At 40.1% G+C, this 12,465-nt stretch carries 13 protein-coding genes and 2 other annotated features; of the genes, 2 read left to right on the top strand and 11 right to left on the bottom strand.

Annotated features, from left to right (window positions below):
- Positions 1-26 precede the first annotated feature (26 nt).
- Positions 27-326, top strand: a complete 300-nt coding sequence (locus AA0X95_RS09790) for a 4a-hydroxytetrahydrobiopterin dehydratase (protein ID WP_413308370.1) — start codon at positions 27-29, stop codon at positions 324-326.
- A 178-nt stretch (positions 327-504) separates the two neighbouring features.
- On the opposite strand, the gene AA0X95_RS09785 is transcribed toward AA0X95_RS09790, so the two are convergent.
- The 4 genes from AA0X95_RS09785 to AA0X95_RS09770 form a co-directional block, all read right to left on the bottom strand.
- Complete coding sequence (locus AA0X95_RS09785; RefSeq protein WP_413308368.1) at positions 505-1,479, bottom strand: nuclease-related domain-containing protein; 975 nt, start codon at positions 1,477-1,479, stop codon at positions 505-507.
- Between the two features lie 168 nt (positions 1,480-1,647).
- Positions 1,648-4,062 (bottom strand): phenylalanine--tRNA ligase subunit beta, encoded by a 2,415-nt coding sequence (gene pheT, locus AA0X95_RS09780; RefSeq protein WP_413308366.1) that lies wholly within the window; start codon positions 4,060-4,062, stop codon positions 1,648-1,650.
- Positions 4,063-4,073: 11 nt separating this feature from the next.
- Positions 4,074-5,111: a phenylalanine--tRNA ligase subunit alpha gene (gene pheS, locus AA0X95_RS09775; RefSeq protein WP_413308364.1), complete on the bottom strand. Its 1,038-nt coding sequence runs from the start codon at positions 5,109-5,111 to the stop codon at positions 4,074-4,076.
- A gap of 70 nt (positions 5,112-5,181) precedes the next feature.
- Positions 5,182-5,434 (bottom strand) — a binding site (T-box leader).
- Between the two features lie 227 nt (positions 5,435-5,661).
- Entirely contained in the window at positions 5,662-6,432 is a 771-nt protein-coding gene (locus tag AA0X95_RS09770; protein ID WP_413308362.1) for a TrmH family RNA methyltransferase, read from the bottom strand.
- A 123-nt stretch (positions 6,433-6,555) separates the two neighbouring features.
- Between AA0X95_RS09770 and sspI the strand changes: the two genes are divergently transcribed.
- Positions 6,556-6,762 (top strand): small acid-soluble spore protein SspI, encoded by a 207-nt coding sequence (sspI, locus tag AA0X95_RS09765; protein WP_413308360.1) that lies wholly within the window; start codon positions 6,556-6,558, stop codon positions 6,760-6,762.
- 84 nt (positions 6,763-6,846) lie between these two features.
- Here sspI and AA0X95_RS09760 read toward each other — a convergent pair whose 3' ends face one another.
- The 7 genes from AA0X95_RS09760 to thrS form a co-directional block, all read right to left on the bottom strand.
- On the bottom strand, positions 6,847-7,932 hold the full coding sequence (locus AA0X95_RS09760) for a M42 family metallopeptidase (protein WP_413308358.1): 1,086 nt from the start codon (positions 7,930-7,932) through the stop codon (positions 6,847-6,849).
- 74 nt (positions 7,933-8,006) lie between these two features.
- On the bottom strand, positions 8,007-8,498 hold the full coding sequence (locus AA0X95_RS09755) for a dUTP diphosphatase (protein ID WP_413308356.1): 492 nt from the start codon (positions 8,496-8,498) through the stop codon (positions 8,007-8,009).
- A 4-nt stretch (positions 8,499-8,502) separates the two neighbouring features.
- Complete coding sequence (locus AA0X95_RS09750) at positions 8,503-8,772, bottom strand: DUF1294 domain-containing protein (protein WP_413308354.1); 270 nt, start codon at positions 8,770-8,772, stop codon at positions 8,503-8,505.
- 59 nt (positions 8,773-8,831) lie between these two features.
- A complete protein-coding gene (gene rplT / locus AA0X95_RS09745) occupies positions 8,832-9,188 on the bottom strand; it encodes a 50S ribosomal protein L20 (RefSeq protein WP_308082944.1) in 357 nt (118 codons plus the stop codon).
- A 37-nt stretch (positions 9,189-9,225) separates the two neighbouring features.
- Positions 9,226-9,426: a 50S ribosomal protein L35 gene (rpmI, locus tag AA0X95_RS09740; RefSeq protein WP_308082943.1), complete on the bottom strand. Its 201-nt coding sequence runs from the start codon at positions 9,424-9,426 to the stop codon at positions 9,226-9,228.
- Between the two features lie 16 nt (positions 9,427-9,442).
- Positions 9,443-9,961 carry a translation initiation factor IF-3 gene (gene infC / locus AA0X95_RS09735; protein WP_307290749.1) on the bottom strand — a complete coding sequence of 173 codons (519 nt, stop codon included), beginning with the start codon at positions 9,959-9,961 and terminating at the stop codon, positions 9,443-9,445.
- Between the two features lie 124 nt (positions 9,962-10,085).
- Positions 10,086-10,217: a sequence feature (ribosomal protein L20 leader region), on the bottom strand.
- Positions 10,218-10,388: 171 nt separating this feature from the next.
- Positions 10,389-12,323: a threonine--tRNA ligase gene (thrS, locus tag AA0X95_RS09730; RefSeq protein WP_413308351.1), complete on the bottom strand. Its 1,935-nt coding sequence runs from the start codon at positions 12,321-12,323 to the stop codon at positions 10,389-10,391.
- Between the last annotated feature and the right edge of the window lie 142 nt (positions 12,324-12,465).

Raw genomic sequence — 12,465 nt, 5'->3', positions numbered from 1 at the left:
ATACACTTATTGTAGGAGGGGATATCGTGGCAAATAGACTTAGTTTAACAGAGATTGATCAATTTCTTGCTGGGCTACCTGGTTGGAAACTCGACGGTAAATTCATCGTGAAAAAATATCGTTTTCGTGAATTTTTAAAAGGGGTCGCATTCGTGAATGAAATTGCTGAGTTGTCTGAAGAAGTCAACCATCATCCATTTATCGCGATCGACTACAAATTAGTCACTTTGCGGCTCACTTCGTGGAATGCCGGCGGATTGACTGATTTGGATGTGGATTTGGCGGGGAAATATGATGATTTTTATGAAAAATATAAAGAAAAATAGAAAATAAGAGGAAGTCTCTACAAATTTACTTAGAGACTTCCTCTTTTTATGCTTTCTAATCGAGTTTTGGTAGGTTTATTTGCGAAAAATGGGCTTTTATTTGCGTAAGTACCAGTTTTATTTGCGAAAAGACTATGTTTATTTGCGATAAATCTAGTTTAATTTGCGTTCGTACAATTCAAGGAAAATTAACTGGAATATACACACGCATCTTATTAGTCCCATCTGCTATTAAATTTTTTTCAGATCGTAACATTCTTCCTGCTGTATCAATTGAATCCAATTGAGCAAATACTCGAAATTGCTGATTCGTAATTTTTAAATCTATTAGCAAAAAATAATCCTTAAGGGCGGTTACGTGAGCGTCTTTTGAATATATGGTACATGAAGTACAGTACCATTTCTTTTTCTTACGAATTAGTGGAACATGATTGCAGGAAGGGCAAAAGACACCAGTTAACAAATCCGCTTTATTGATTTGATATTTTTTAAAAATATAATTGGTTGGAATTGTATTTAGTTTAATGAGCAGACGACTAAGCTTTCGTATTTCTTTAGTATTTAGGATAGGTTTAGAATACTGATTTTCTATAGTAGAAATTCTTTTCAGTAAAACATCAGCTTTACATACTTGTGCCTTTACTTTATGAGAATTTTTTCCGGTGATTACGTAAGAAGAATAACCATTGCTGATAACCACAAGGTATAAAATAGGAACAACAGGAAATTTATATTCTGCCATCAGTTTCTCAAGGTGATCTCGATGCCTTTCTGCCTGAGCGATAGGATAGGGATAACCTTTTTCCTTCTCATTATTTACTTGCATAAACTGTTCATTTTCTGTATCAAAAATTAGTTTGCCAGCCATATTTTTCACTTCAATAATAAGGGCGAATTCTTCTGTTAGGAGGAGAGTGTCAATTTGACAGTTGTAGTCACCATCTGGAAGGTTTAAATCGTGGAGTATTGTGTACTTATCCATTGGGAGTAAACGTAAAAAATAATCAAGACTTACCTCGCCTTTGTAACCAGCTTGCCTCCTGCCTAATTCCTCTAAAACCTGCTGGTATTTAGGATAATTTAAGGGTAGCCTTCTAGACAAAGCCTCTAAAATAAGCATTACTAATGGAATATTCCTTTCTTTAACAACCAATCATTTTCACTCCTTTCAATTTAATAATGTTTTTCTAAAAGAATTTCAAAATCCCTGCTGAATTTTAGCGAAATTTGTTACAAACATAAGAACTTCATTAGAAAAAGTCAATAAAAAAACCAGCCCGAAAAATTTTTCCGGGCCGGCCTCTCTCTATTCTTAAAACGATTATCCTCGTAAAACCGCGCCTGCTTTTTCTTCTAACGCTCCAAGAACGCTGCTGTGGACCTTTGTTACTTCTTCATCAGTCAATGTACGTTCTGGATCTGCATATTTTAATGAGAACGCGATAGACTTTTTGCCTTCTTCCATCTTGTCGCCTTCATATAGGTCAAACACATAAACCTCTTTAAGAAGCGGTGCACCTGCTGTTAAAATAATTTCCTTCAAGGTGCCTGACACTGTTTCTCTGTTTACCACAAGGGCAATGTCTCTTGTAATAGATGGGAAGCGTGGAATCGCTTCGTATTGTAATACCGGTGCGTCTGCTTCAAGGATTGCTTGTAAAGATAGCTCAAATACGTAAGTATCTTTTAAGTCAAGCTCTTTCTGAACGTTTGGATGTACTTGACCGACGAAACCAATCTTCTCACCATTTAAGAGAACTTCCGCTGTACGTCCAGGATGCATTCCTTCTACCTGTGCTTGAACATATTGAACCTTGTCAGACAGACCAAGTTTCGCAAACATGCCTTCTAAAATACCTTTTACAACGAAGAAGTCTACTGCCTTCTTCTCACCTTGCCATGAATGGCTGTGCCAAAGGCCAGTTACAGCACCTGCAACATGCTCTTTCTCAGTCGGAAGAGTAGCTTCGCCATTTGCTAAGAATACGGCACCCGTTTCGTATACAGCTAAGCTATCGTTTTGACGAGCACTATTGTATTTTACTACTTCTAAAAGCTGTGGCATGATGCTCAAACGAAGGATGCTGCGTTCCTCACTCATCGGCATCGCTAAACGGATGGTATCGCGCTTTTCAAGAGCAAATTGTGCCGCTTTCTCCTCACTTGTTAAAGAATAAGTTACAGCTTGATATAGTCCTGCTCCTTCAAGATATTGACGAACCACACGACGTTTCTTTTGATACTCTGACAGCTTTCCAGGAGTCGTAGAACCGATTGGTAATGTCTTTGGAATGTTATCATAGCCGTATAGACGAGCCACTTCTTCTACTAAATCTTCTTCGATTCGGATATCGCCCCGGCGTGTTGGTGCCGTAACAGTAATCGTATCCTGTTCTACACTTACTTGGAATTGAAGACGGTCAAAAATATCCTTTACATCGCTCATTTGAAGCTCTGTGCCAAGGACACGATTGATTTTTTCAAGAGTAATCGATACCACTGCTGGTTCGACAGTAAGTGTATCAACTTCTGAAACACCCTCTAACACTTCTCCGCCAGCGTATTTTGCCATCAAATAAGCTGCACGTTCACCAGCTGCACGGACACGGTTTGGATCCACGCCTTTTTCAAAGCGGGCACTTGCCTCACTTCTTAAACCATGATCCTTAGATGCCTTTCTAACAGTCCCACCATTAAAATAAGCAGCCTCTAATAAAACCGTTGTTGTGTCTGAAGTTACCTCAGAATTGGCACCCCCCATTACACCTGCAAGTGCAACAGGCTCCGTACCATTGGTAATCACAAGATGCTCGGATGACAATGTCCGTTCTACATCATCTAGTGTGACAAACTTTTCCCCATCGTTAGCACGGCGAACAAGGATCTCTTTTGAACCTAAACGATCATAATCGAACGCATGTAATGGCTGACCGTATTCTAATAAAATATAGTTGGTAATATCGACAACGTTATTGTGCGGACGAATTCCCGCAGACATTAATCGTGTTTGCATCCAAAGTGGGGATGGACCAATTTTTACATTTTTAACGATTTTAGCCACATAAAGCGGGTTATCGTCCTTCGCTTGAACAACTACCTTAACGTAATCAGATGCTTTTTCACTAGTTGGTTCCAAGCTCGTTTCTGGAAGTTTCACTTCTCTACCAAGAATCGCTGCCACTTCATATGCAACACCAAGCATGCTCAAGCAATCCGCACGGTTTGGTGTTAAGCTAAGCTCTAGAACTTCGTCATCACGATTTAATAGTTCAAGTGCATCTACGCCTACCTCTGCATCCGCTGGAAAAACAAAGATTCCTTCAGAGTATTCTTTTGGAACTACTTTTCCTTCCATACCAAGCTCAGTAAGAGAGCAAATCATGCCGTTTGATTCTTCTCCACGAAGCTTCGCACGTTTAATTTTAAAATTACCTGGAAGAACCGCTCCGACCGTTGCCACTGCTACCTTTTGTCCTTGTGCTACGTTTGGTGCCCCACAGATAATTTGTACAGGCTGCTCTTCACCCACATCAACAAGGCATTTACTTAATTTGTCGGCATTTGGATGTTGCTCGCGTTCTAGAACATGACCAACCACCACTCCTTTAATGCCTTCGTTAAGAATGTCTACTCCTTCAACTTCAATTCCGCTCTTCGTAATTTTTTCAGCTAGCTCATCAGCTGTTACTCCAGTTAAATCAATGTAATCCTGAAGCCATTTATATGAAACGAACATGTCGTAACCTCCTATTCATGTTTTGAAAATTGTTTTAAGAAACGTACATCATTGGTATAGAAGTGTCTAATATCATCCACACCGTATTTCAACATCGCAATCCGTTCTGGTCCCATACCGAATGCAAATCCAGTGTATTTCTTAGAATCGTAGCCAGCCATTTCAAGAACATTCGGATGAACCATACCTGCTCCAAGAATTTCAATCCAGCCCGTTTGCTTACACACGTTACAGCCGTGGCCACCGCAAATTTTACAAGAGATATCCATTTCAACAGACGGTTCTGTGAAAGGGAAGAAACTAGGGCGTAGACGGATTTCACGGTCATCCCCAAACATTTTCTTCGCAAATACCTCTAAGGTTCCTTTTAGATCGCTCATACGGATGTTTTCGCCGACAACAAGACCTTCAATTTGCATGAATTGATGGGAGTGTGTCGCATCATCATTATCGCGGCGGTACACTTTACCAGGGCAGATAATCTTAATTGGACCTTTTCCTTGATGCTTTTCCATCGTCCGCGCTTGTACGGGTGATGTATGGGTACGAAGAAGGATTTCCTCCGTAATATAGAAAGAATCCTGCATATCACGGGCTGGGTGCCCTTTCGGTAAGTTAAGAGCTTCAAAGTTATAATAATCCTGCTCCACTTCCGGACCTTCCGCTACTTGATAGCCCATTCCAATAAATAAATCTTCAATTTCTTCAATGATTCTTGTTAGTGGGTGGTGGTTTCCAACCTTTACAGGGCGGCCTGGAAGGGTAACATCAATGCTTTCAGAAGCTAATTTTTCTAAAACAGCCGCTTCTTCTAATCCCTTTTGTTTCTCTTCAATTTTAACTGCAATGGCTTCCCGTACTTCATTCGCAAGAGCCCCCATGACTGGTCGCTCTTCAGCTGAAAGCTTCCCCATTCCGCGCAGCACTTCTGTAATTGGGCCTTTTTTGCCTAAATAGGCAACACGAATGTCATTTAATTCTTTTAAGCTTGTGGACTGTTCCACTTTTTGAATAGCCTCTTCTTGCAATTCCTTTAAACGTTCTTGCATGTCTATTCCTCCTTAAAAATTGTTATTATGTTTGTGGCCTGCCAAAACAAACAAAAAAACCCCATCCCTGGAAAGGGACGAGGTTTGTTATTCGCGGTACCACCCTTGTAAACACGGTATGTAGAAACACATGTGTTCGCTTCATTGGGATAACGGCTTAGGCCGGTGCATCTTTACACTTTAAGGACGAGCGCCTTTTAGTGGTCCCGATGCCAACTCAGGAGGTGAACTTCTCTGAACTTTTCCATAAAAGTGTTTTCAGTCACGACACTTTCTCCCTAAATGGTTCTTAATCAGATACTTTTCTCCGTCATCGTCTTTACTATTCAATATTGCATTATTATATAATAATTTTCCTTTTAAGGTCAAACTAGTTTTCGCCTATATTTTAAATAATGTCTCTTGTTGATTTCCGCTCCAGGCGCGAGCGGTTCGCGGGCGTGCCGGGGAGCCTCCTCGTCGCTACGCTCCTGCGGGGTCTCCCCTGCCCCGTACTCCCGCAGGAGTCTTCGCGCCTTCCGCTCCAATCAACATAATTATAAAATAAACATTATCCTTTAACTCTGCCTAAATAATAAAGTAGAACCCCTGTGGCCACTGCTACGTTTAATGATTCGCTTTTTCCGTAAATCGGGATATAAAGATTCTTCGTTGTGGTAGAAAGCAAATCTTTATCAACACCACTGCCTTCGTTACCCACTATTAGAGCAAAGGTATCTCCACTTGCAATTTCTGTGTAGACTGCTGCTCCTTCAAGCGCTGTCCCGTATACCGGTATATTCCTTTCCTGGAGCTTATCTACCCATTCATGAAGGTCTGCTCGTAGGATTGGAAGGTGAAAGTGGCTTCCTTGTGCAGCTCTTAAAACCTTGGAGTTATAAATATCCACACTCCCACGTCCGACGATTACTGCGTCAATCCCTGCTGCATCAGCTGTGCGAATCATCGTGCCAAGATTTCCTGGATCCTGAACCGCATCAATCATCAAGAAGGTTTGACCCTCTTCTGCCTGAGCCTCCGTCCTCTTACTTGGCATTCTGCACACTGCATATATACCTTGCGGTGCTTCCGTTTCTGTTAACAGATCAGAAATTTCCTCCGTAACAAGAGTAACTGGAGTAGAATTAACATCCCAACGTGACGGTAAGCCTACTTTCTCAGAAACAATTATTTCTAATACCTGTTCTCCCTGCTTTAATGCTTCTTCTACTAAATGGAAGCCTTCTACGATAAATGATTCAGATTTATCCCGCTCTTTTTTCGTTAAAAGCTTTTTCCATTGTTTTACCTTAGGATTATTTATAGATTCAATATGTTTCAAAACGGGTTCTCCTTTAACATAACTCTTCTGATTTTCTCATTATAGCCTAAAAAGTATACATAATAAAACCAAATAGTAGAAATGCTATAAATGAATGAATGTTATAAAAAGGAGTGTGTGTTTATGAACTTAAATTTGCGAAATGCGATTATTCACAATGTCTCTGGTAATACGCAGGATCAATTAGAAGATACAATTGTAGATGCTATTCAAAATGGAGAGGAAAAAATGCTTCCTGGCCTTGGTGTATTATTCGAAATCATCTGGAAGAATTCTTCTGAAGAAGAGAAGAAAGAAATGCTTGAAACACTTGAAAACGGGTTAAAGTAATTTTCGTGTAGCTGCCGATATGAACTCGGCAGTTTTTTTCTGCAAAAAAATCCCCGGCAACTTCAACCGGGGATTTCCGTTTTATTACTCAAATGTAAGTTTATCAACAGCCTCACGGTCTAGGCGCTTAATCACTTCAACAATCAACTTAACCGCATTTTCATAATCATCACGATGAAGCATCGCTGCATGTGAATGGATATAACGGGTCGCAATCGTAATCGCTAATGCAGGTACCCCGTTATGTGTTAGATGGATCGAACCAGCATCCGTACCGCCACCAGGGATAGACTCGTATTGGAATGGAATGTTTAGCTCTTCTGCTGTATCTGTCACGAAATCACGAAGCCCTTTATGTGCCACTAAGGAAGCATCATAAATAACCACTTGTGGGCCTTTGCCCATTTTGCTCATTGCTTCTTTTTCTGTGATTCCAGGCGTATCACCAGCAATACCGACATCAACAGCAAAACCAATATCCGGTTGGATTTTTGCAGCGGCTGTCTTCGCCCCGCGTAGCCCTACTTCCTCTTGAACGGCTCCAACACCATAAACAACGTTCGGATGGTCAGTGCCTTGTAGCTGTCGTAATACATCAATCGCAATGGCACAGCCAATGCGGTTGTCCCAAGCTTTAGCCAAAAGCATCTTTTCATTGTTCATCACTGTAAACTCAAAGTATGGAACAACCATATCTCCTGGACGGACGCCCCACTCACGTGCTTCATCACGGCTGGATGCACCGATATCAATGAACATATCTTTAATTTCAACTGGTTTCTTACGAGCTTCAGCTGATAAAACATGTGGTGGTTTTGAACCAATAATACCTGTCACATCGCCTTTTCTTGTAACGATAGTAACGCGCTGTGCAAGCATAACTTGTCCCCACCAACCGCCAACTGGTTGAAAACGCAGGAATCCTTTATCGTCGATTTGTGTAATCATGAAGCCAACTTCATCTAAATGACCCGCAACCATAATTTTTGGGCCGCCTTCTTTACCAACCTTCTTAGCAATTAAACTGCCAAGACCGTCAGTAGTTACTTCATCAGCCAATGGAGTTATGTATTTTTTCATTACTTCACGTACTTCACGCTCATTGCCGGGAATCCCTTTGGCATCAGTTAAGTCTTTTAACATCAATAATGTTTCATCAAGTTTTGCCACTTATTTAGCCCCCCTAATTATGTATATCCGACCTTCATTATACATAAAAAAACTGTAAATTTACAAATTTTCTGCTAATAGTTATTTTGTTGTCTTTGATAATTTACTTCGTTTTTAAGAAAATATGCCTGCTCCATTTCTTTCTCGTTGAATCCAAGCAAGGAAGCCAGCTGCAAATAAGCTTCAAAAACCCTAATGTAAACATTAAACTCTTTGCTCTTTTGAAACAAACTGATTGTCTCATATACTATAAGGAATTGTTCGGTCACATCCGAACTTGTTTGATTCACCTTTAAATTAATTTCCATGTCATTAAAACCACACTCAATCCCTAATGACAATATGAAATGGATTCCGTCCACAAACTCTTCAAGAATCACTGCTTTATCTGAGGAAGGCTTGACACTCCAAAACTTAAAACAACGAGTTTCATTTGCCAATTCTCCAATTTCCACAAGCAAAGCAAGAACTTTGCGATCAAATAAAGCCTCATTTTGCAGTTGATGTTTTTCTTCTATATGTGAGTCCAATGCCTTTTGCATCTCAAATAGTTTTTTAAGTTGCATATGATTACCACCAAGCCTTTATTAAAAGTATCAGTTCGACTCCTGCTAGAAAGGGAAAGCCGATTTGAAATGCTAAATGCTTTGTTTTATGACGGTAAATCTGCATTCCTGCAGTCGTTCCAATTGCACCGCCGAATAATGCTACCAGCCATAATGTCCGCTCAGAAATTCGATATTGATGCTTCCTGGCACGCTTTTTATCTTCTCCCATAATAATAAGTCCTATTAGGCTCATTATGATATAACCCATTAGTAAAACCACTTTACTATCCACCGCAGTATCCCCCTTATAGAAAAAGCCATCCTCAAGAGAGAATGGCTTTATATCTTTAATTATTTTTGTTGTTGTTTAGCTTGGTTTGCTAATTCAGCAAATGCGTTAGCATCGCTTACTGCTAATTCAGCAAGCATCTTGCGGTTTACTTCGATACCAGCAAGCTTTAAGCCATGCATTAAACGGCTGTAAGAAAGACCGTTCATACGAGCTGCTGCATTGATACGAGTAATCCAAAGTTTGCGGAAGTCGCGCTTCTTTTGACGACGATCGCGGAACGCATACATTAAAGATTTCATAACCTGTTGGTTAGCAACTTTATATAATGTATGTTTTGAACCGTAATAACCTTTTGCTAATTTAAGAACTTTTTTACGACGTTTGCGAGTAACTGTACCGCCTTTTACACGTGGCATGTAATTTCCCTCCTATAATAAATCAATCTGTCCGAGATTACTTAACGTAAGTTAATAATTGACGAATGCGTTTGAAATCGCCTTTAGAAACAAGAGATCCTTTGCGAAGTTTACGCTTAGCTTTTGTAGATTTGTTCGCGAATAAATGGCTTGTATAAGCATGGTCACGCTTAAGTTGACCAGAACCAGTCTTTTTGAAACGCTTTGCAGCGCCGCGGTGAGTTTTCATTTTTGGCATTGGAATATCCTCCTTATTACTTATCAGCTTTAGGTGCTAAAACCAAGAACATGCTTCGGCCATCCATTTTTGGATGTGACTCAATAGTCGCTACTTCCTTGCATGCTTCAGAGAAACGGTCTAATACGCGTTGACCAATTTCTTTATGTGTAATCGCCCGACCCTTGAAACGGATGGAAGCTTTTACTTTGTCGCCTTTTTCCAAAAACTTAATAGCATTACGAAGCTTTGTATTAAAGTCATGCTCATCTATCGTTGGGCTTAGACGAACTTCTTTAGTAGTAATAATCTTTTGATTCTTACGAGCTTCTTTTTCTTTCTTTTGATTCTCGAATTTGAATTTGCCATAGTCCATAATCCGGGCTACCGGAGGCTTTGCATTTGGTGCTACAAGTACCAAATCAAGATTTACTCGTCCGGCAATCTCCAACGCTTCGTTTTTGGATTTGATCCCTAACTGTTCGCCATTTTGGTCAATCAGACGAACTTCGCGAGCGCGGATGCCCTCATTTAACAACATGTCTTTGCTAATAATTAGCCACCTCCAAGGTTTTTTCACGAATACAACGTCTGGGTAAAGGATGATTCACCTTATTATTAAACACCTTAGTTGGAATCGACAGGTATAAAACTTTTTATAAGTGCTATTTCTTAAGTACACAAACAAAAAAGTGCGGATGAATACACCCACACTTTACGAAACATAAGTAAATAAACAAAAAGTTCACGTAAAACCTGCCAACTGCCGTATGCGTCAATCAGGTGAGAAGCGGGTGCTTCTTCTTTTCCCAAAATCATATTCAATTTAACCTTTGTAACTATAACATAAACAAAGACGTATTGTCAAACGAACTATTTATTCATGACAACGAAATTTATTGTAGCAAGAAACCCAAAATTATTCAATATATTTTTTTCAAAAACAAAAAGAAAGAGAGGAATGACCCTCTCTTCTGAAAAATTTATCCTCTTTGCACATCCGCTTTTATTTCGGCTAGGAAGTCAGCAAACGGCTTTGTTTCTGAGTTTTGCTCTCCATATTTACGAACGTTAACTGCATGATCTTCCACTTCTTTGTCACCGACAACGAGCATATATGGTATTTTTTGCATTTGTGCTTCACGAATTTTATAACCAATCTTTTCATCACGGCCATCTAATTCTACACGGAAGCCTTCATTTTGAAGCTGTTCCTGTACTTGCTTTGCATAATCGTAGTGAACACCTGGAGAAACAGGAATCACTTGAACTTGAACTGGTGCCAACCAAGTTGGGAATGCTCCTTTATACTCTTCAATTAAGAAGGCAACAAAACGTTCCATTGTTGATACGACACCACGATGGATAACAACAGGACGATGCTGCTTACCATCTTCACCCACATAAGTTAAGTCAAATCGCTCTGGAAGTAAGAAGTCAAGTTGAACAGTGGACAGGGTTTCATCTTTACCTAAAGCTGTTCTAACTTGAACATCAAGCTTCGGACCATAGAAAGCAGCTTCGCCTTCAGCCTCATAATAATTAAGTCCAAGTTCGTCCATAGCTTCCTTCAACATCCCCTGTGCTTTTTCCCACATTGCATCATCATCAAAATATTTTTCAGTGTCCTGAGGGTCACGATAGGAAAGACGGAAAGAATACTCATTCAGATTGAAGTCTTTATAGACCGCTAAAATAAGGTTAACTACGCGTTTGAATTCCTCTTTAATTTGATCAGGGCGAACAAAAATGTGCGCATCATTTAGAGTCATTCCCCGCACACGTTGCAGACCAGAAAGGGCACCAGACATTTCATAACGATGCTGTGTACCAAGCTCAGCAATACGAATCGGTAGCTCACGATAACTGTGAATGCTGTTTTTGTAAACCATCATATGATGCGGACAGTTCATTGGACGAAGAACTAATTGCTCATTATCCATCTCCATAACCGGGAACATATCTTCTTGATAGTGGTCCCAGTGACCAGACGTTTTATATAAATCCACACTACCCATTACAGGAGTATACACATGGTTATAACCTAAACGTTGTTCTTTATCAACAATATAACGTTCGATTACACGGCGGATAGTAGCTCCTTTTGGAAGCCATAATGGTAAACCTTGACCAACCAATTGATTAGTTGTAAATAAACTCAACTCTTTACCAATTTTACGATGGTCACGCTCTTTTGCTTCTTCAAGAAGGCGAAGGTGTTCAGCCAAGTCCTCTTTCTTAAAGAACGCTGTTCCATACACACGCTGTAGCATCTTATTGTTGCTGTCACCGCGCCAGTAGGCACCCGCAATGCTTAAAAGCTTGAATTCTTTAATTTTCCCAGTTGAAGGAACATGAACCCCACGGCAAAGGTCAAAAAAATCACCTTGCTCATAGATAGTCACTGTTTCTTCATCAGGAATAGCTTCAATTAGTTCAAGTTTGTAAGGGTCGCCTGCCTCTTTAAATAATTGAACAGCGTCAGCACGGCTTACTTCCTTGCGAACAATCTCAATATTTTCATTAACGATTTTAGCCATTTCTTTTTCGATCTTCGGAAGGTCCTCTGGTGTTAATGAGACGTCAAGGTCCATATCATAATAAAATCCACCCTCGATTACTGGACCTACCCCAAGGTTTACATTTGGATACAATCTTCTTACAGCTTGAGCCATTAAGTGAGCTGTACTATGACGCAATACCTCTAAGGCATCACTTGATTCAGGAACAACGATTTCTATAGAACCGTCCTCCATAATTGGACGACGAAGATCGAACATCTGTCCATTCCATTTACCAGCTATAGCTTTTTTCTTAAGGCCAGGGCTAATGGAAGCGGCAATATCTTCCGTTGTTGTTCCTCGTGGAAACTCCTTTACTGCCCCATCTGGAAACGAAATCTTAACAACGTCTGACATGGTAATTCCTCCTTTGATTTTGAGCGTTTCAGGGCTCTGAAAAGAACCGTCAATCGCTTTTAAAAAAATAAAAAAACCCGTCCCTGGAATAGGGACGAGTTTTGATTAACACGTGGTTCCACCCAATTTTTCATGTTCAATT

Origin of the sequence: Neobacillus phoenicis (genome assembly GCF_047302305.1) — a bacterium.
Taxonomy (GTDB): domain Bacteria; phylum Bacillota; class Bacilli; order Bacillales; family Cytobacillaceae; genus Neobacillus.
Note: the sequence above shows the minus strand (reverse complement) of the source record. Positions and strands in the feature narration are given on the sequence as shown.